The organism is Nocardioides daejeonensis (assembly GCF_003194585.1).
Taxonomy (GTDB): Bacteria; Actinomycetota; Actinomycetes; order Propionibacteriales; family Nocardioidaceae; genus Nocardioides; species Nocardioides daejeonensis.
Map to the genome: position 1 here is coordinate 741,565 of NZ_QHKZ01000001.1, position 19,088 is coordinate 760,652.

General features: G+C 69.3%; 19 protein-coding genes. 3 read left to right on the forward strand and 16 right to left on the reverse strand.

From position 1 onward, the window contains the following. Positions 1-375: 375 nt before the first annotated feature. Genes kal through kdd form a run of 4 tightly spaced genes read right to left on the reverse strand, consistent with a single transcriptional unit; the run spans position 376 to position 4,179 of the window. Positions 376-783: a 3-aminobutyryl-CoA ammonia lyase gene (gene kal, locus DNK54_RS03545; protein WP_110205534.1), complete on the reverse strand. Its 408-nt coding sequence runs from the start codon at positions 781-783 to the stop codon at positions 376-378. Next, positions 780-1,532, reverse strand: coding sequence for a lysine 5,6-aminomutase subunit beta (gene kamE / locus DNK54_RS03550; protein WP_110205535.1), 753 nt, complete (start codon positions 1,530-1,532; stop codon positions 780-782). Before kamE ends, kal begins: the two co-directional genes overlap by 4 nt. Beyond that, positions 1,529-3,115, reverse strand: coding sequence for a lysine 5,6-aminomutase subunit alpha (gene kamD / locus DNK54_RS03555; protein ID WP_110205536.1), 1,587 nt, complete (start codon positions 3,113-3,115; stop codon positions 1,529-1,531). Before kamD ends, kamE begins: the two co-directional genes overlap by 4 nt. Then, on the reverse strand, positions 3,112-4,179 hold the full coding sequence (kdd, locus tag DNK54_RS03560; protein ID WP_110205537.1) for an L-erythro-3,5-diaminohexanoate dehydrogenase: 1,068 nt from the start codon (positions 4,177-4,179) through the stop codon (positions 3,112-3,114). The genes kamD and kdd overlap by 4 nt, the downstream gene beginning before the upstream one ends. Before the next feature lie 126 nt (positions 4,180-4,305). Between kdd and DNK54_RS03565 the strand changes: the two genes are divergently transcribed. After that, complete coding sequence (locus DNK54_RS03565) at positions 4,306-5,715, forward strand: KamA family radical SAM protein (protein ID WP_110205538.1); 1,410 nt, start codon at positions 4,306-4,308, stop codon at positions 5,713-5,715. A 21-nt stretch (positions 5,716-5,736) separates the two neighbouring features. Here DNK54_RS03565 and DNK54_RS03570 read toward each other — a convergent pair whose 3' ends face one another. Beyond that, positions 5,737-6,201 (reverse strand): Lrp/AsnC family transcriptional regulator, encoded by a 465-nt coding sequence (locus DNK54_RS03570; protein WP_110205539.1) that lies wholly within the window; start codon positions 6,199-6,201, stop codon positions 5,737-5,739. Positions 6,202-6,250: 49 nt separating this feature from the next. Between DNK54_RS03570 and DNK54_RS03575 the strand changes: the two genes are divergently transcribed. Then, entirely contained in the window at positions 6,251-7,174 is a 924-nt protein-coding gene (locus DNK54_RS03575; RefSeq protein ID WP_110205806.1) for a 5'-3' exonuclease, read from the forward strand. Here DNK54_RS03575 and DNK54_RS03580 read toward each other — a convergent pair. The 11 genes from DNK54_RS03580 to dop form a co-directional block, all read right to left on the reverse strand. Next, on the reverse strand, positions 7,164-9,929 hold the full coding sequence (locus tag DNK54_RS03580; protein WP_110205540.1) for a DEAD/DEAH box helicase: 2,766 nt from the start codon (positions 9,927-9,929) through the stop codon (positions 7,164-7,166). The genes DNK54_RS03575 and DNK54_RS03580 overlap by 11 nt on opposite strands. Continuing rightward, entirely contained in the window at positions 9,926-10,819 is an 894-nt protein-coding gene (locus tag DNK54_RS03585; protein ID WP_110205807.1) for a diacylglycerol kinase, read from the reverse strand. The genes DNK54_RS03580 and DNK54_RS03585 overlap by 4 nt, the downstream gene beginning before the upstream one ends. A gap of 17 nt (positions 10,820-10,836) precedes the next feature. Next, positions 10,837-11,229: a hypothetical protein gene (locus tag DNK54_RS03590; RefSeq protein WP_110205541.1), complete on the reverse strand. Its 393-nt coding sequence runs from the start codon at positions 11,227-11,229 to the stop codon at positions 10,837-10,839. Further along, positions 11,226-12,068 (reverse strand): twin-arginine translocase subunit TatC, encoded by an 843-nt coding sequence (tatC, locus tag DNK54_RS03595; RefSeq protein WP_239459888.1) that lies wholly within the window; start codon positions 12,066-12,068, stop codon positions 11,226-11,228. Before tatC ends, DNK54_RS03590 begins: the two co-directional genes overlap by 4 nt. 30 nt (positions 12,069-12,098) lie before the next feature. After that, positions 12,099-12,353: a Sec-independent protein translocase subunit TatA gene (locus tag DNK54_RS21645; protein WP_110205542.1), complete on the reverse strand. Its 255-nt coding sequence runs from the start codon at positions 12,351-12,353 to the stop codon at positions 12,099-12,101. 65 nt (positions 12,354-12,418) lie between these two features. Then, complete coding sequence (locus tag DNK54_RS03605; RefSeq protein WP_110205543.1) at positions 12,419-13,513, reverse strand: FKBP-type peptidyl-prolyl cis-trans isomerase; 1,095 nt, start codon at positions 13,511-13,513, stop codon at positions 12,419-12,421. A gap of 72 nt (positions 13,514-13,585) precedes the next feature. Beyond that, positions 13,586-14,947, reverse strand: coding sequence for a Pup--protein ligase (gene pafA, locus DNK54_RS03610; RefSeq protein ID WP_110205544.1), 1,362 nt, complete (start codon positions 14,945-14,947; stop codon positions 13,586-13,588). Positions 14,948-14,963: 16 nt separating this feature from the next. Further along, complete coding sequence (gene prcA / locus DNK54_RS03615) at positions 14,964-15,839, reverse strand: proteasome subunit alpha (protein ID WP_110205545.1); 876 nt, start codon at positions 15,837-15,839, stop codon at positions 14,964-14,966. Positions 15,840-15,856: 17 nt separating this feature from the next. Then, a complete protein-coding gene (gene prcB / locus DNK54_RS03620) occupies positions 15,857-16,702 on the reverse strand; it encodes a proteasome subunit beta (protein WP_110205546.1) in 846 nt (281 codons plus the stop codon). Next, positions 16,699-16,896 (reverse strand): ubiquitin-like protein Pup, encoded by a 198-nt coding sequence (locus DNK54_RS03625; RefSeq protein WP_110205547.1) that lies wholly within the window; start codon positions 16,894-16,896, stop codon positions 16,699-16,701. Before DNK54_RS03625 ends, prcB begins: the two co-directional genes overlap by 4 nt. A gap of 9 nt (positions 16,897-16,905) precedes the next feature. Then, positions 16,906-18,426 carry a depupylase/deamidase Dop gene (gene dop / locus DNK54_RS03630; protein WP_110205548.1) on the reverse strand — a complete coding sequence of 507 codons (1,521 nt, stop codon included), beginning with the start codon at positions 18,424-18,426 and terminating at the stop codon, positions 16,906-16,908. Between the two features lie 38 nt (positions 18,427-18,464). Here dop and DNK54_RS03635 point away from each other — a divergent pair, with 38 nt between their 5' ends. Then, positions 18,465-19,088 carry a class I SAM-dependent methyltransferase gene (locus tag DNK54_RS03635; protein WP_110205549.1) on the forward strand — a complete coding sequence of 208 codons (624 nt, stop codon included), beginning with the start codon at positions 18,465-18,467 and terminating at the stop codon, positions 19,086-19,088.

Consider the following 19,088-nt stretch of genomic DNA (forward strand, 5'->3'; position numbering starts at 1 on the left):
CGGCGCAGGCCCGGGGGCACTGCATGCGCTTCGGACCGACTCGACAGTGACTGGCTGCCACGGCCGTGCCGTTGTCTAAGGCGCCCGCGCGCCCCCGGGTCCGTCTACAACTGGTGGGTGCGGCGCCGGCAACGCGGTCCCGGGTCGGATCTGGTGCGGATCCACCCCGAACGTTGCCCCCGAGCGGCTCCCAACCGCCGTACTGCCCGAACGGACCCCGGCACCTTGACCCGCGCGGGCTCCTGCTGTCAACCGCGCGCTGACCTGGGCACATGCGCATTCCTGCAGGTCAGAGGGCGCCATGCCAGGCCAAAGAATTCTCCGCCTGTCGCCTCGCTGTCGGCGTGTCCCCCCGCGACACGCCGACGCGAGTTGCTAAGGCCCTGACTCGGGGGTGTCGGGCACGGCGGGCACGACGACCGTGCCGGTGGCGGTGGTGGCCAGGATCGGTGGTTGCAGCGGCTCGGCGGCACCCGGTCTCCCCGCACGGGGCCGGCCGCGAGCGACCACCGTTGCCGTGAACCGCATCCGGCGGGAGCGGGTGCCGGCGCCGACCAGCTCTGCCTCGATCTCCAGGACGTCACCGGCCTGGACGGGAGCGAGGAACCGGACCTCGTCGTAGCCGGCGAAGAGCCCCTCATCGCCGTCCGTCAGGATGCACAGGTCGGTTGCGGCGTCACCGAAGCGGGCCAGGGAGAAGGCACCGTCGACGAGGTTGCCGGCGTAGTGGGCATGGTCGAAGGAGACGTAGCTGCGGTGGACCACGCGGGTCCCGACGGTCATGCCGACGCCCGGATGTCGCCTCGCGCCGTCGCGATCCTGTGCACCAGGTAGCTGGCCACGTCGCCGGGCGTGGTGCCGCGGGCGAAGATCCGGTCCACTCCGAGCTCTGCCGCCATGGCCTCGTCGAAGCGGGGCCCGCCCACGACGAGCGCCGGCCGCCGCCCCGGGGGGTACGCCGCCTCGAAAGCTGCAGCCAGGGCCCGGGTGTTGATCAGGTGAGCGTCTCGCTGCGTCACGACCTGACTCACCAGCACCGCGTCAGCCTCCTCGGCACGAGCCCGGTCAACGAGCTGGTCCACCGCGACCTGGGCGCCGAGGTTGACGACCTTGATCTCGCGGTAGTACTCCAGACCCTTCTCCCCCGCGCACCCCTTGATGTTGAGAATGGCATCGATGCCCACGGTGTGCGCGTCCGTGCCGATGCAGGCGCCGACGACCACCAGGCGGCGCCGGAGCAGGCGCTTGATCTCGGCGTTCACCTCGGCGGGCGCCAGGAGCGGATGGTCGCGCGCCACCACGGTGACCGACTCCGTGTCGACCAGGTGGGTGACCGAGCCGTAGACGACGCAGAAGGTGTGCGCCGGCCCGACGGGTCGAGCGTGCGCGAGCATCGCCGGTTCCATCCCCATCCTCCGGGCGAGCTGCAGGGCGGCGCCCTCGGCGACCCGGTCGTGGGGCAACGGCAGGGTGAAGCTCAGCTGCACCATGCCGTCGCCGGTCGTGTCGCCGTACGGGCGGATCAGAGTCATCGCTCCTCCTCGTGGCCATGCGCGGCCGGGCGGCTCGGCTCGAGCAGTTCCTCCGCCGGGTTGTAGTGCAGCTCGGAGCGGGGTGCGACGCCGTCGCCGCCCCGACCGCCGGATGGGGGTCGTCGCATCTGCCCGAAGGTGCCGTCGCCGATGGCTCCGAGCAGTCCGGCCGCGTTGCCGTCGATACGCTCGAGCAGGTGCACGGCCTCCTCCAGCACACGGTGGGCTCGCGAGGCGATGAAGCCGCCTGGGACGGGCCGGAAGTCCTCGCCCAGGCTCCCGGTCGCGTCGAGCACGTAGCGCACGTTGCGCAGTGCGAGGTCGCGGTCGCTGAGCCACGGTGTCACCACGGCCTCGGTCATCATGCCCACCAGGAGGATGCTCTGGCCGGTGAGGACGCCCGCGAGATTGAAGAAGCCGTCCAGCAGGTAGCCGTGGAAGACGTCGCCGGTCATGTGACGCGTGGGCGGCATCCACTTGAGCGGGGCGTCCGGGAAGAGGGTGCGGGCCAGCAGCGCGTGCGCAAGCTCGAGTCGGAAGGAGTCCGGGATCGCCGGGTCGATCTCGAAGGCGTGCCCGAGGCCCAGCTGCCAGTCGGCGAGGCCGGCCTCCTTGGCGAAGTACTCGTTGAGCAGTTGGCTCGTGGTGACCGTGTGCGCCTCGGCGACGGCGTCACTGGTGGTGAGGTAGTTGTCCTCGCCGGTGTTGATGATGATCCCGGCGCGAGCATGGACCTGTCGGCTGAAGCGCTGGTCGACGAAGGTGCGCAGCGGGTTGATGTCGCGGAAGAGGATGCCGTACATCGAGTCGTTGAGCATCATGTCGAGTCGCTCGAGACCTGCCAGGACCGCGATCTCCGGCATGCAGAGGCCGGACGCATAGTTGGTCAGGCGCACGTACCGCCCCAGCTCCCTGCTCGTCTCGTCGAGCGCGGCCCTCATCAGCCGGAAGTTCTCCTGTGTCGCGTAGGTGCCGGCGAACCCCTCCCGCGTGGCGCCCTCCGGGACGTAGTCGAGCAGCGACTGGCCGGTCGACCGGATCACCGCGATCACGTCTGCTCCCGCTCGAGCGGCTGCCTGCGCCTGCGGGATGTCCTCGTGGATGTCGCCGGTGGCGACGATGAGGTAGATCCAGGGCTTGCGCGGAGCATCGCCGATCCCGGCGACCATCCGCTCCCGCTCCCGACGCCGGGCGTCGATCCGCGCGATGCCCCGCGTGACCGCTTCGCGCGCAGCCCGGCGCACGGGTGCGACCGCGTCGGCATCGGGAAGTCGGAAGCGGACGGATCCGATGGCGCTCTTCGCCGCGAGCTCGTGCAGGTCGCCTGCCTCATGCCGGCACAGCGCGTCCCAGACCGGCAGCGCCACGCCGTGCTCGAGCCCGACCTGATCGACGACCTGGCCGACCAGATGGTTGGCCCAGGGAACACCGTCGGCGTCTGCTCCGCTCAGCCCTGCCAGTCGCAGCAGCGCCCGCTCGACGGAGGTCGTGGTGTGGCTGCGAGCGAGCTGTACGACCGGCCGGCCGACGTGCGCCGCGAGCTCCCGGGCACGGCGCGCCAGCTCCTGGTCCAGCGTGATCATCGGATCCTCCTTGCAAACAGCGCGGCCAGCTCGGGATGCCTGCGGAAGAGATCCAACGCGAGCTCCGCATGGCCGGGCACGTAGCCGTTGCCGATCAGCATCGTCACGTCGGCCGCGAGGCCCTCGGCTCCGAGGGCCGCGGCGGAGAACGAGGTGGCCATCGAGAAGAAGATGATCGTGCCACCCGGTCTGGTCGCCAGGATCGCGCCCGGCTCGCAGCCGGGGACGTCGACGCAGACCACCGTCACCTCGGCTGCGTCGCCGGTCCTCGCGACCGCGTCACGCAACGCCAAGGGCGAGGTCGCGTCGGCGATCACCACCCGATCAGCGAGCCCGCTCGCGACGAGGGCGTCGTGCTCACCCTGGTCCGGCACGATGCCGATCACCTCGGTCGCGCCCGCCGCCCGTGCGGCGCAGAGGCTCAGCGAGCCGGACTTGCCGCCGGCTCCCACGACGAGCACGCGGGTGGCGGACCGCTCTCGGACCACGCGAGCGGTCAGTGCGGGTGCACCGCACACGTCGAGGATGCTGAGGGCGAGCTCGTCGGGCAGGTCGTCCGGCAGACGCGCAGCGATGCTGCGTCCGAAGAGCACCGCGTGGCCACCAGTCGGCACCTGCTCCCCCAAGCCATCCCAGCGAGTGAGCCCGTCGTCGATGTGCAGCGGGGTCAGGGTGAGAGAGACCAGGGTCGCCACCCGGTCGCCCACACGCAGCCCCAGCGGCGACCTCGGCCCGACTTCGGCAACGGTGCCGATCAGCATCCCACCCGACCCGGTGACCGGGTTCTGCATCTTGCCGCGGGCAGCGATGATGTCGAGGACCCTCCTACGCACCTGCGCTCCGTCGACACGGCCGTCAACCATCGCCTCCTCGGCGAGGTTGCGGTAAGAGGCGGCGTCGAGGTTGAGGCGCTCCACTCTCACCAGCACCTCGTCGTCGCCGAGAGCCGGGTCGGTGTCGAGCCGATCGGCTCCCTGAGGCAGGACGGGACGTGGATCCAGCACCCGGTGTCGGCCGGTCGGATCAGCGGCGAACCGCGTCGGCAGCGATACGTCCTGGGTCATCGAGATCCTTTCGCCATAAATCTTGTGGCCTGTTGATGGACAGACAGCAGATTCTTTCTCTACTGTGGCAGATGTGTGAGGTGGACCACAACCACCGAGCCGGCGAAGTTGACGAGGAGATCCACGATGAGCGTCGCCCGACTGCCTGCTCCCCCGCTCGCCCAGCCCTACCGCTATCAGCGTCGCGAGCTGGTCGAGCCGGACTGGACGCGCTTCCCCGGCTGGCGCTCCGTGAGCACCGCCGAGTGGGCGTCGCCCCAGTGGCAGCGGGCCCACTGCGTCAAGTCCCTGGCGCAGCTCCGCCAGGTTGTCGGCGACCAGCTGAGCGACGCGCTGCTCGACGACCTGCGCCGGGATCAGCGGGAGCGCGCGACCATGTCGATGCTGGTGCCGCCCCAGATGGTCAACACGATGATGCCCGGCGCCCGACCGGGCAAGAGGGGCGGATGGGACGAGGCCTTCCGCACCGATCCGATCCGGCGCTACATGATCCCTCTCTTCAGCGACCGGCGCACTGACTGGTCATCGCACCCGCATGCGACCCGCGACTCGCTGCACGAGCACGACATGTGGGTCGCGGAAGGGCTGACACACCGCTACCCCACCAAGGTGCTGGCGGAGCTGCTGACCACCTGCCCCCAGTACTGCGGCCATTGCACGCGCATGGACCTCGTCGGAAACTCGACCGATACCGTCACCAAGCTGCGGCTTGCCGGTCGGCCGGCAGACCGGATCGCCGGAATCCTCGACTACCTGCGTCGTACGCCGCAGGTCCGCGACGTCGTCGTCTCCGGCGGAGACGTCGCAAACATGCCGTGGCCGCGCCTGGAGGAGTTCCTGGTCGAGCTCCTGGCCATCGACAACATCCGCGACGTGCGACTCGCCACGAAGGCGCTGATCGGCCTACCGCAGCACTGGAGCCAGCCCGAGGTCGTGGAAGGGGTGGCGCGGGTCGCCACGCTCGCGCGCAGCCGCGGCGTGGCGCTAGCCGTGCACACGCACACCAACCACGTGCAGTCACTGACGCCGGCGGTCGCCGAGGCGGCTCGTGCGCTGCTCGCGGCCGGCATCCGCGACATTCGCAACCAGGGCGTGCTCCTGGACGGCGTCAACGCCGACTCGCACGCGCTGCTCGACCTGAGCTTCGGCCTGCTCGACGGCGCGTCCATCACGCCCTACTACTTCTACATGTGCGACATGATCCCCTTCGCCGAGCACTGGCGGGTCTCCGTCGCTCAGGCGCAGCGGCTCCAGCACGAGGTCATGGGCTATCTGCCCGGCTTCGCGACGCCGCGCATCGTCTGCGACGTGCCCTTCGTCGGCAAGCGCTGGGTGCACCAGGTCACCGACTACGACACGCAGCGCGGAATCTCGTGGTGGTCCAAGAACTACCGGACCTCTCTCGACAGTGACGATCCGGCTGACCTTCACCGGCTGCACCCCTACTACGACCCGATCCACAGCCTCGATGCGCAGGGCCGCCGATGGTGGGCGACCCAGGCCGGGCGAGGGCCGGCGCAGGTGCGTGCTCGCTGACGGCCGCGGTGCGCAGTCCCGCTACTCCTCCGTGTCCGCAGCGGACGAGGTCGTCACGGGGCGGTTCTCGAAAGGTGTCGAGAGCACGATCGTGGTCCGGGTCGCCACGTTGGCCACCCCCCGGATCCTGCCGAGCAGCTCTTCGAGATCGCTGGGCATCGCCACCCGGACCTTGAGAATGTAAGACTCCTCGCCTGCCACCGACCAGCATGCCTCGATCTCGTGGATTCCCTGCAGGCGCTGCGGATAGTCATCAGGCTGGGAGGGATCGATCGGTGTGATCGAGATGAACGCGGTGAGCGGCAGCCCGATCTGCTCATGATCGATGGTGGCACCGTAGCCCTTGATCAGGCCACGGGACTCCAGGCGCTTGACGCGCTGATGCACCGCCGAGGTGGACAGGCCGGTCGCCTTGCCGAGATCCGTGTAGGACATCCGGCCATCGGTCGCCAGCAGAGTCAGGATGAGGCGGTCGGTGCTCTCCACGAGCCTCAGCCTAGCCTGACAGACTGGCCCGGTGACCTCCTCCCGGCTGATGCTCCTCGACACCGCCAGTCTCTACTTCCGTGCCTTCTTCGGCGTACCCGACTCGATGCGTGCTCCCGACGGCACACCGGTCAACGCGGTACGCGGCCTTCTCGACTTCATCTCCCGACTCGTCGACGAGTACCAGCCGACCCATCTCGCCTGCGCCTGGGACGACGACTGGCGACCGCAGTGGCGGGTCGACCTGATCCCCTCCTACAAGGCCCATCGCGTGGTCGCCGAGGTGCCCGGCCCGGCTCCCGACGTGGAGGAGGTGCCGGATCCCCTCCAGGTCCAGGTCCCCGTGATCCTGGAGGTGCTGGAGGCGCTCGGCCTGGCGGTCGTCGGCCACCGCGAGATGGAGGCAGACGATGTGATCGGCACCCTCGCCACCGGCGCGGGCATGCCGGTGGACGTCGTCACGGGTGATCGCGACCTCTTCCAACTCATCGACGACGAGGCCGAGGTGCGGGTGCTCTACACCGCACGCGGCGTCGGTCGTCACGAGCGGCTGACGGCGACCGAGGTCGTTGCCAAGTACGGCGTCCTCCCGGTCCAGTACGCCGACTTCGCCACCCTGCGCGGCGACACCTCCGACGGCCTGCCGGGCGTCAAGGGCGTCGGTGAGAAGACCGCAGCCGGTCTGCTCCTCACCTACGGCGACCTGACCGGGATCGTCGCCGCGGCGGCCGATCCCGCATCGGCCATGGCTGCCGGGGTGCGCATGAAGGTGAACGCTGCACTCCCGTACCTGGCCGTGGCACCCGAGGTGGTGGCAGTACGCCGCGACCTCGAACTCGGCAGCCCCGACCTCGCCCTACCGTCGGTGCCCGCTCAGCCGGAGCGGTTCGCCGAGCTCACCGAGCGCTGGGGCCTGGGCAGCTCGGCCGAGCGGATCCTCGCCACGCTCGCGGGTGCCGGCGTCAGTCGTTGATCGCCGAGTAGGCGACGACCCCCCGCCGAACCGCGTCGACCATGTCACGTGCGCTGGTGCGCAACGGACCGTCGCCCGCCGCGCTGGCGACCTGCAGGCCGAGGTCGACCAGTTGCTTGATCCACCGGACGAAGTCGCCGGCCGCAAGGTCCACGACGCTCAGGACATCGTCCAGCTCGTCCCCGGCCGCCCAGCGGTAGGCCGCCCAGGCGAACCCCGGATCCGGTTCCCGGAGGAAGTCGAGCCGATGTGACCTCTCCAGCTGCTCGAGCTCGCTCCACAGCCGGACGACGTCGGTGAGCGCTTCACGGACCTTCTCCCCCGGCATCCTGGGGGCTCGTGCGTCGTCAGGGCGGCGTGACTCGAAGACGAGGGCCGAGAGCACGGCGGCCAGTTCTGGTGCACTCAGGTCAGCCCAGAGGTCTCGTCGGATGGCTTCCGCGGCGACCAGATCGAGATCGGAGTGGATCCGTCGCAGCGGCGCGCCGGTGGCGGTCACCTTGTCGCCGTCGAGGTAGCCCAGGGTGTCGAGCACCTCGCAGACCCGGTCGAACTGGCGAGCGATGGAGTTGCTCCGGTTCTCCACCCGTCGGCGCAGCGTGCGCGCATCACGCTCCAGACGGAACCATCGCTCGGCCCAGCGGGCATGGTCCTCGCGGTCGGGGCAGTCGTGACAGGGATGCGCGCGCAACTGGGCGCGGAGCTCGGCGATCTCCGCGGACGCAGGGTCGGATCCCTTCCGTGGCCCGCGGATACGACGATCTTCGAATCCGGCGGCCTTCGCTCGCAGCGCCTCGGCCAGGTCGCGGCGGCTCTGAGGATTGCGCGGACTGAACGACTTCGGGATACGCATCCGGGTCAGTGCCTCGACCGGTGTCGGGAAGTCGTGCGCGCTGAGCCGCTTTGCGTGCCGATCCGCGGTGAGCACCTGCGGTCGCACCTCGTCGCCCTGTCCGGGATCGAGCACCACGGCCAATCCGGCGTACTTGCCCGCCGGCACGCGGATCACGTCGCCTACCTGAAGCCGGCGCAACGACGCGGCCGCGTCGGCCCACTGGCCCTGACGGCGCTGCCGGGCGCCTTCCTTCTCCAGCTCGCCGATCCGAGTGCGCAGGGCGGCGTACTCCAGGAAGTCGCCGCGGTCGCACGCGGCCGCCTCCGCGTAGCCGTCCAGGGCCTCCTCGCTCTTGCGCAGCTGGCGGGCGAGTCCGACGACGGCCCGGTCGGCCTGGAACTGGGCGAAGGATGACTCCAACAGCTCCCGCGAGCGTGCGCGGCCGAACTGGTGTACCAGGTTGACGGCCATGTTGTAGCTCGGACGGAAGGAGGAGCGGAGCGGGTAGGTGCGGGTCGAGGCGAGACCGGCCAACTCCTTGGGGTTCATCCCCTGCTGCCAGAGCACCACGCCGTGGCCCTCGACGTCGAGTCCGCGCCGGCCGGCGCGGCCGGTGAGCTGGGTGTACTCCCCCGGCGTCAGCATCACGTGCTGCTCGCCGTTCCACTTGACCAGCTTCTCGATCACCACCGTGCGTGCGGGCATGTTGATGCCCAGCGCGAGCGTCTCGGTAGCGAAGACCACCTTGCACAGCCCGCGGACGAAGAGATCTTCGACGCACTCCTTGAAGGTGGGCAGCATGCCGGCGTGGTGCGCGGCCACGCCTCGACTCAGTCCTTCGAGGAACTCGGCGAAGCCGAGCACCGCCAGGTCCTCCTCGGGCAGGTGCGCACAGTGCTCACGAACGAGTCGGACGATGGTGTCCCGCTCCTCTGCGTTCGTGAGGCGGATGTTCGCGTCCAGGCACTGGGTGACGGCCGCATCGCATCCGACGCGGCTGAAGATGAACACGATCGCAGGCAGCAGGCCCTGTGCATCGAGGCGGGTCACCATCTCGTGCCGCAACGGATGCGGGATCCGGCGGCCCTGGGGTCGCGAGCCACGGCCGCGGTTGGAGCGCTTGTCCCGCCGGTCGTTCATGCGGGTGCTGGCCCAGTCGTCGCGGGCCACCTTGAGCAGCTGGGGGTTGACCTTCGCACCCTCGTGGACGAATCCGGCCTTGGTCGCACGCTCCGAGGAGGCGAAGAGGTCGTGGATCCGGCGGCCGACCATCACGTGCTGGAAGAGCGGGACCGGACGCCGCTCCTCGACGATCGTCGCAGTCTCCCCGCGCACCGTCGCCAGCCATTCGCCGAACTCCTCGGCGTTGGAGACGGTCGCGCTCAGGGAGATCACGCTCACGCTCTCCGGCAGGTGGATGATCACCTCCTCCCAGACCGCACCCCGCAGACGATCAGCGAGGTAGTGCACCTCGTCCATCACCACGAAGCCAAGCCCAGTCAGGGCGCTCGAACCCGCATAGAGCATGTTGCGCAGCACCTCGGTGGTCATCACCACGACCGGGGCACCGGCGTTGACGGTGTTGTCACCGGTCAACAGGCCGACCCGCTCGGCCCCGTACCGCTCGACGAGGTCGTGGTACTTCTGGTTGCTGAGCGCCTTGATGGGAGTCGTGTAGAACGCCTTGCGGCCCGTGGCCAGCGCCAGGTGCACCGCGAACTCGCCGACCACCGTCTTGCCGGAGCCGGTCGGGGCGGCGACCAGCACGCCGCGGCCGTCCTCGACCTCCTGGCACGCACGCACCTGGAAGTCATCGAGGGTGAAGTCGTACTGGTCCGCGAACTCGGCGAAGACAGGGTGTGCTTGGGTAGCCCGGAACCGCGCGTAGCCCTCGGCGGGACTGGGCCGCTGCTCGTTCATGCGAGCACCGTCAGCGCCCGCGGCATGGAGGTCACCGTCAGCGGCAGCCGGCCGATCCGCTCGCCGTCGGCATACCCGACGATTCCCGGCGCGGCGACGGTCACCCGGCGTACCCGGTGGCGTTCGTAGAGCGGATGCGTCACGTGGGTCCCCTTGAAGAGCATCGGATAGGTGCGGACCAGCTCGATCCGCGACATCGGCTTGATGAGTACGACGTCGAGCAGGCCGTCGTCCAGCTCCGCGCCAGCGCAGATCTGCAGACCGCCACCGAAGGACGGGCCGTTGCCCACGGCGACCAGCATCGCCTCCGTGGACAGACGCCGGTCGTCGAGCTGAAGTTGGTAGGGCAGGGCGCGGAAGGTGCGCAGCTCGGCCAACGTCGCGAGGTTGTAGCGCATCTGCCCGCGCGGCCAGGTCATGGTGTTGGCCCGCTCGTTGACGATCGCGTCGAATCCCGCCGCCAGGACGGTGCTGAACGAGCGGTCACCGATCCGAGCAAGGTCGATCGTCCTGCTCCGCCCGGCGAGGATCACCCGCGCCGCTGCCACTGCGTCAGCGCGGGGCAGCCCGAGGTAGCGGGCGAGATCGTTGCCGGTACCGGCCGGGACGAGGCCCAGCGGAACACCCGTGCCAGCCACCGCCTGGACAGCGATGTGAGCCAGCCCGTCCCCGCCGACCGCCACCAGCGCGCGGCAACCGGACTGGACGGCCCTACGGGCACGCGCCTCGGCGTCAGCCCCGTCGCGACCGACGACCACCCGCACTCGGTGCCCGCCTGCCTCCAGCACCGGGAGGGCCGCGGCTGCAGCCCGAGCGCCTCGCCCCTTGCCCGCACTGGGATTGACCAGCACCACCGTCTCAAGAGGATCGGAGGAGGCAGCTGCGGACACCTGACGAGGGTAGTCGATCACTCCTCCGGGGAGAGCGCACCCAGACGTATCGCGGCGACGAAGTGCTCCGCCCTGGCCCCGACCGAGCGCGCGAGCCGCTCCAGCGCCGTCATCACCCGGATCGGGCTGAAGTTCGCACCGGGAACCAGCAGCGTCAGCACCCCCGCATCCTCGACGAGGTCCACCTCGCCGTTGCGCCAGGCCAGGTGAACGCGCTCACGCACGGTGTCCGGCGCGACCGCGACGGGCCAGGCCTGGTCGACGGCGAGCAGGTTGCAGCCGATCTCCTGGTCGGCACCGTTGAGACGGCCGTGGATGAGATGGCCGCCCCGCTCGGTGCGCAGCGCTCGCCAGGTCACCTCACTGGTGCCGAGCCACTCCGGCAGCTCGAACGGGTCGACCGGCGTCATAGCGGCGAGACCTCGTCGTCGGCCCAGCGGTCGGTGCCCGTACGCCGCTTGGCGCGCCAGCGATCGACACCGCGAGTGATCAGCTCGGAGAGCAGGAACAACAGGGTCATCGTGATCGCGAGCGCCGACATCGCGAACGGATCGGTGGAGGGGGTGGCGACGGCGGCGAAGACGAAGGTGCCCACGACGATCCACGGGCGGTGCTTCGCGAGCGTCTTGCCGGAGAGCACCCCCGCCAAGTTCAGGAGCACGACGAAGAGGGGTATCTCCATGGCGATGCCGAAGACCAGCATCATCCTGGTGAAGAAGGAGAAGTACTCCTCGAACTCCACCAGGTTCTTCGTGCCACCCGGGGTGAAGTCGATCAGGACCTCCAGGCCGCGGGGCAGCACGTAGTAGCCCAGCAGCACGCCGCCGAGGAAGAGCGGTCCGGCCACAGCCACGAAGATCCGAGACCACTTCTTCTCACGCGGGTGCAGGCCCGGCAGCAGGAACGCCCACAGCTGGTAGAGCCAGTACGGGCTGCTGGCCACGATGGCAGCCATGCCGGCGAGCTTGAGCTGCAGCATCAGCGGCCCGGTCGCGCCCTTGATGTAGGCCTCGGTCTCCACCTTGCCCCCGAGCTGTTCCCGAGCCTGGTTGTAGGGGCCCATGATCAGGTCGAAGAGTTCGTTGTAGAAGTAGAGACCGACGCCGAAGAAGACGACGAGCACGAGGAACGACCGGACCAACCGGGCGCGGAACTCGCGGAGGTGGTCAGAGAGGACCATCTGGCCGTCGGCACCGATGGGGTGCTTGGGCCGACCTCGCACCACGTCGAGGAAGCTGGCGAGGTTCACCAGTGCTCTCCTGGGAGGACGCTGAGTGCGTCAGGAGTTGGTGTCGCGACGGGTCTCCGGGTCGATCACCGGGTCAACCCGCTCTGCGGCGCCCAGCTCACCTCGCGACTCGGTCGACTCGTCGTCGTCGCCCAGGCCCTTGGTCTCGGCCTTGAAGATCCGCAGCGCCCGGCCACTGCCGCGGGCCAACTCCGGGAGCTTGGAGGCTCCGAAGAGCAGCACCACCACGGCGAGGATGATCAGCAGTTCCGGCGTGCCGAGGCTTCCGATGAGCGGTGCAGTCATGACGTCCTCATGTCGTGGGTGGTGATGTCGTTCAGTCTACGCGCAGCGCGGTCGTGGACCAGGGGTCAGGCCACGCCGAGCACGTCGATGACGAAGACGAGGTCATCGCCGGGCTTGATGTCCTTGCCACTCCCCTTGTCGCCGTAGCCGAGGTCGGAGGGGATGATCAGCATGACCCTGCTGCCGGCCTTGACCCCGACCAGCCCCTTCACCCAGCCCTCGATCAGGCCGCCGTCAGCGATCGTCGCGGGCCGGCCACCCACACCCGGTACGTCGGCGTCCCAGTTGGTGTCGAAGACCTTCTTCTTGCCCCAGACCTGGCCCAGGTAGCGCAGCGCGACCTGATCGCCCTTGGCGATGGCCGTGCCGTCGCCCTGCACCAGTGTCTCGACCCGAAGCTTGTCGCCCGCCTTCTTGGGCGCGTCGGCGAAGTCGAGGCCGGTGACCTTGCCGTCGGACTCGATGACGCTCGGAGCGTTCTTCGGCTGCACGGCACCGCTGGAGTCGACCGTGGCGGCGGCCCGCGCGACGATGTCGACGACGAAGACGGTCGTGTCGGCGTTGCCGATGTTGTAGTCCGCGCCACCGAGGCCGAACGCGTCCTCGCCCGGAGCGCTCACGAGCACCCGGGAACCGACCTGGTGACCGGCGATCGCGTCGTAGATCGGCTTGAGGGTGGTCTCCTTGCTGATCTGGACCATCTCCGGGGTCGGGTCCTCGATCGGGGCGGAGAGCGCTCCCTCGGTGTCGCCCTCCTTCTTCCCCTTCTTCCCCTTCTTGTTGTCGCCCTTCTTCTGCTTGCCGTCGTCGGCACTCGGCGACTCGCTCGGGTCCGGGGTCTCAGTCGCCGTCGGCTCGGGGTCCGGGGCCGTCCAGGAGGACGACGCCTCCTTGCCGGTGAAGCCGTTGCCGATGTAGAGGTTGATGAAGGCGAAGTCGCCGTCCTCGACAGTCTCGCCGTCGCCCTTCTCCAGCACCTCGCTGCTCACCTTCGTCACCGTGTACGGCGCGTCGTAGGTGACCTTCGGCGCCTCCCCGAACGCACCGGAGACGGAGACCGAGCCGGTCTCCTCGCTCCCGCCGTTGTCGTCGGAGCCGCAGCCCGCAAGGGCCGGGACGAGCAGGCACAGCAGGGCCACACCGGTGGAGAGACGACGCAAGAGAACTCACCCGTTCAGTCGAGGGGGCAGAACAGCAGGGGAAATCCTAGACGAAAGCCCCCAGCGCTCCGGTCACATCCCGTCGATCAGGCGCTGGACGCGCTCGTCGGTCGCCCGGAACGGGTCCTTGCAGAGCACCGTCCGCTGGGCCTGGTCGTTGAGCTTCAGATGCACCCAGTCCACCGTGAAGTCCCGACGACGCTCCTGCGCCTTGCGGATGAAGTCACCTCGCAGACGGGCCCGCGTGGTCTGCGGCGGAACCGACTTGGCCCGGAAGACGGTGAGGTCGTCGGTGACGCGGTTGACCGCGCCTGCCCGCTGCAGGAGGTAGAAGAGGCCCCGGTCGCGACGGATGTCGTGGTAGGCGAGATCGACCTGGGCGATCCGGGCGTCTCCCAGGGTGAGGCCGTGCTTGGCCCGATAGCGCTCGATGAGCCGCCACTTGATCACCCAGTCGATCTCCCGCTCCACCAAGGAGAGGTCGCCTGACTCGATCGCCTTCAGACCACGCTCCCAGAGATCCAGGGCCTGCAGGGTCGTGGGGTCGTGGAGCTCGCGCCGGTCGGCGAAGTCCCGAGCACGCTGTAGGTACTCGCCCTGGATCTCCAACGCGCTCGCCTCACGGCCGTTGGCGAGACGGACCGGCTTGCGGCCGGAGACGTCGTGCGAGATCTCACGGATCGCCCGGATCGGGTTCTCCAGCGTGAGGTCCCGCATCACCACGCCCTCCTCGATCATCCGCAGCACCAGGTGGCAGCTGGCCACCTTGAGCAGGGTCGTCGTCTCCGACATGTTCGAGTCGCCGACGATCACATGGAGCCGCCGGTAGAGCTCGGCATCGGCATGTGGCTCGTCGCGGGTGTTGATGATCGGCCGGCTGCGAGTGGTGGCGCTGGAGACGCCCTCCCAGATGTGCTCCGCGCGCTGGCTGATCGAGTACGACGCGCCGCGCGGAGTCTGGACGATCTTGCCGGCTCCGACGAGCAGCTGGCGGGTCACCAGGAACGGGATCAGCACATCGGCGAGTCGGCTGAACTCGCCCGCGCGGCCGACCAGGTAGTTCTCATGGCAGCCATAGGAGTTGCCCGCCGAGTCCGTGTTGTTCTTGAAGAGGTAGATGTCTCCCGAGACGCCCTCGCCGTGCAGCCTCTCCTCGGCGTCCACCAGCAGGCCTTCCAGGATCCGCTCCCCGGCCTTGTCGTGGGCGACCAGCTCCCGCACGTCGTCGCACTCGGGCGTCGCGTACTCGGGATGACTGCCGACGTCGAGATAGAGCCGGGCGCCGTTGCGCATGAAGACGTTGCTGCTACGCCCCCATGACACGACCTTGCGGAAGAGGTACCGCGCGACCTCGTCGGGACTCAGCCGGCGCTGCCCCTTGAACGTGCACGTGACGCCGTACTCGTTCTCGATTCCGAAGATCCGGCGCTCCATGTCACAACACTAGTCGCTACTGGCCCGGTTCCGGGGGCGGTGCGATGGGCGGTTCGCCGGTGAGCGGATCCTCGAGCGGCGGCGTGCCGCCGCTGACCAGATCGGTGGGATCCTCCGGTCGGTCCACCGAGGAGGGCATCGAGACGCCCGCAGCCTCGCCGTCCTCGGGTCGATCCCCATCCGGGGTCTCCGTGCCCCGGTCGCCGAGCAGCTCGCGCAGCGTCCCCGTCGAGATCCGGCGGAACTTGCGGGGCTGGACGCGCGTGCGGTCGAGCACCGCGACCTCGAGGTCATCGGCGGGAATGACCCGCGTCTCCCCCTCGCTCTGCCCCAGAGCGGCCACCGCGACGCGCACCGCGGCAGCCAGGTCGCCGCCGGCCGCATACTGCTCCTTGAGGTAGCGACCGACCGACTCGGCGTTGCCGCCCATCACGGCAAAGCCGTGCTCGTCGGCCACCATGCCCTCGTAGGTGAGCCGGAAGATCTTGTCGTCGGATGCCTCGTCACCGATCTCGGCAACGAACAGCTCCACCTCGTACGGCTTCTCCCCGGCGCTGGAGAAGATCGTCCCCAGCGTCTGGGCATAGGCGCCGGCCAGGCCCTGACCGGTGACGTCGCGGCGGTCGTAGGCATAGCCGCGCATGTCGGCCAGCCGGACCCCGGCGATCCGCAGGTTCTCGAACTCGTTGTAGCGACCGACCGCGGCGAAGGCGATTCTGTCGTAGAGCTCGGAGATCTTGTGGAGCGCCTGCGATGGGTTCTCCGAGGCGAGCAGCACGCCGTCGGCGTACTGCAGGGCGACCAGCGGGCGACCACGGGTGACGCCCTTGCGGGCGAAGTCCGCCCGGTCCTTCATCAGCTGCTCGGGCGAGACGTAGAAGGGGGTGCTCATCGTTCCAAACTCTCCTTCTAGCTCAGGGAGGCGGCGGGGCCGTCGGGGCGTTGCATCCGTCCGGCGACGACGCGGTCGGCCACCTCGGCCACCTCGGCCTCGCTCAGCCGCCGTCCGCCGGCCGCGGTGATCACATGCACCACCGGGAAGATCCGTCGAGCCAGATCGGGGCCGCCCGTCGCGGAATCGTCGTCCGCGGCGTCGTACAGCGCCTGCACCAGTGCGGTGACGCACCCGTCCTCGTCGAGATCCTCTCGATAGAGCTTCTTCAACGAGCCACGGGCGAAGAGCGAGCCGGAGCCGACCGCATGGAAGGCGGTCTCCTCGTAGCGGCCTCCGGTGACGTCGTAGGAGAAGATCCGACCGATGCCGGCGCGCTCGTCCCAGCCCGCGAAGAGCGGCACCACGGCCAGGCCCTGCATGGCCATGCCCAGGTTGCCCCGGATCAGTGTCGCGAGTCGGTTGGCCTTCCCATCGACTGAGAGCGTGCTGCCCTCGATCTTCTCGTAGTGCTCGAGCTCGGTCTGGAAGAGCCGGACCATCTCCACGGCGAGCCCTGCGGTGCCGGCGATGCCGGCGCAGCTGAACTCGTCGGTCGGGAAGACCTTCTGGATGTCGCGCTGCGCGATCACGTTGCCCATCGTGGCGCGTCGATCGCCCGCCATCACGACGCCGCCGGGGAACGTCGCCGCGACGATCGTGGTGCCGTGCGGCGCCAGGTCGGCAGCGGATCCGGCGGGCAGCGACCGATGCGCGGGAAGCAGCTCGGGCGCGGTGGTGCCCAGGAAGTCGGCGAAGGAGGACGAACCGGCAGCCAGGTAGGCGTCAGGAAGCCGCCCGGCACCGGCCTGCGGCCCGCTCATTCGCCACCCTTCTGGATGAACGACTTCACGAAGTCCTCGGCGTTGGTCTCGAGGACGTCGTCGATCTCGTCGAGCAGCGCGTCGATGTCCTCGTCGAGCTGCTCCTTGCGCTCGGCGAGGGTTGCGCTCTCCTCGACCTCCTCGGTGGTCGTCTCCTCCGAGGATCGCTTCGGTTGCTTGTGCTCCTGGGCCATGTCTCCACCCTATCCACTGGTGCGTTGCGTCAGGGCGCGGAACAGCTGCTCCGCCGTGTCGCATCGGTCGATCAACGCGCCGACATGCGCGCGGCTGCCGCGGAGCGGATCCATCGTCGGCACACGCTGCAGCGCCTCCTTGCCGGGCAGGTCGAAGATCACCGAGTCCCACGACGCGGCGGCGACGCTGTCGGCGAACTTCTCCAAGACTCGGCCCCGGAAGTAGGCACGCGTGTCCTCAGGGGGCGTGTCGACCGCCGCATCGACCTGCTCCTCGGGGATCAGTCGCTCCATCCGGCCGCGCTGGACCAGACGCTGGTAGAGGCCGCGCTCAGGTCGGATGTCGGCGTACTGCAGGTCGATCAGGTGCAGCTTCGGATCGCTCCACTCCAGACCGTCCCGGTCGCGGTACTGTTCCAGCAGGCCCAGCTTCGCCACCCAGTCCAGCTCGCGCGCGCACTCCATCGGATCCCGCTCCAGCCGGGTCAGCACGGACTCCCACCGCGCCAGCACGTCGACGGTCTGTCGATCGATGTCGTTGCCCCACTTCTCCTGCACGTACTTCTGCGCGAGCTCCAGGTACTCCCACTGCAGCTGCACGCCGGTCAGCTCGCGGCCGTTGGCCAGCCGGATCGTACGGCGACAGGTCGGGTCGTGGGAGAGCGCGCGCAGTGAGGCCACGGGGGTCGCCACAGCGAGCTCCCGGGTGATGAAGCCGTCCTCGATCATGGCGAGGACCAGCGACGTCGTGCCGACCTTGAGGTAGGTGGAGACCTCGGAGAGGTTCGCGTCGCCGATGATGACATGCAGTCGCCGGTACTTCTCAGGGTCGGCGTGTGGTTCGTCCCGGGTGTTGATGATGGGCCGCTTGAGGGTGGTCTCCAAGCCGACCTCGACCTCGAAGAAGTCGGCACGCTGGCTGATCTGGTAGGCGTGTACCCGGCCGTCCTGGCCGACGCCGAGTCGTCCAGCGCCGCAGACGACCTGGCGCGAGACGAAGAACGGCGTCAGATGCCGCACGATGTCGGCGAACGGGGTCGAGCGGCGCATCAGGTAGTTCTCATGGGCGCCGTAGGAGACGCCCTTGTTGTCGGTGTTGTTCTTGTAGAGCAGGATCGGCGCGGCGCCGGGGACCTGCGCCGCCTGCCGGGACGCCTCCAGCATCACCTTCTCCCCCGCCTTGTCCCAGCGGACGATGTCGAGCGGGTTCGTGCACTCGGGCGTCGAGTACTCCGGGTGCGCATGGTCGACGTAGAGCCTGGCGCCGTTCGTGAGGATGACGTTGGCGAGACCCAGGTCCTCGTCCGTGAGCTGCGTCGGGTCAGCCTGGTCGCGGGAGAGGTCGAAGCCGCGCGCGTCCCGCAGCGGCGCCTCCTCCTCGAAGTCCCAGCGTGCCCGCCGCGCCCGCACGGCGGCGTTCGCGTAGGCGTTGACGACCTGGCTCGATGCCGTCATCGGGTTCGCCTGGGGCTGGCCCTGCACGGAGATGCCGTACTCCACCTCCGTGCCCATCACCCGTCGCACGCTCATGCTTGCGACCCTACCCACCCAACCGATTGACTGGTGTCATGGGCTGGTGGGAAGAACGCGTGGTTCCGCACATCGTCGACCGGGCGTTGAAGGGTCGTGAGATCGGCGCCTGGCGCGAGGAGTGCTGCGCCGGGCTCTCCGGCAGGGTCCTGGAGATCGGCTTCGGCGGTGGCCTCAACATCCGCTTCTACCCGCCGGAGGTCAGCGAGGTGCACGCGGTGGAGCCCTCCGACCGGGGCTGGGCTCTCTCCGAACGCCGCCGGTCCCGCACCGCGGTGCCGATCGAACGGGTCGGACTCGACGGCCAGCGGATCGACGTAGCGGACGGAGCCTACGACGCCGTGCTCTGCACGTTCAGCCTGTGCACGATCCCGGATCCCGCGCTTGCGCTCGCCGAGATGCGGCGCGCCGTGCGTCCGGGCGGCACCGTGCACATCCTCGAGCACGGTCGTGCCGCCGACCCCGGCGTCCGGCGCTGGCAGCAGCGACTCGAGCCGGTGCAGCGGCGGGTCGCGGGGGGATGCCACCTGACGCGCGACCCGGTGGCGCTCGCGCAGGCGAGCGGCCTCGAGGTGACGTCTGCGCGCACTGCGTACCTGCTCCGCGGCAAGGTGGCGGCGCCGTTGACCTACGGCTACCTGGCGACCGCCACCCGCCCCTGA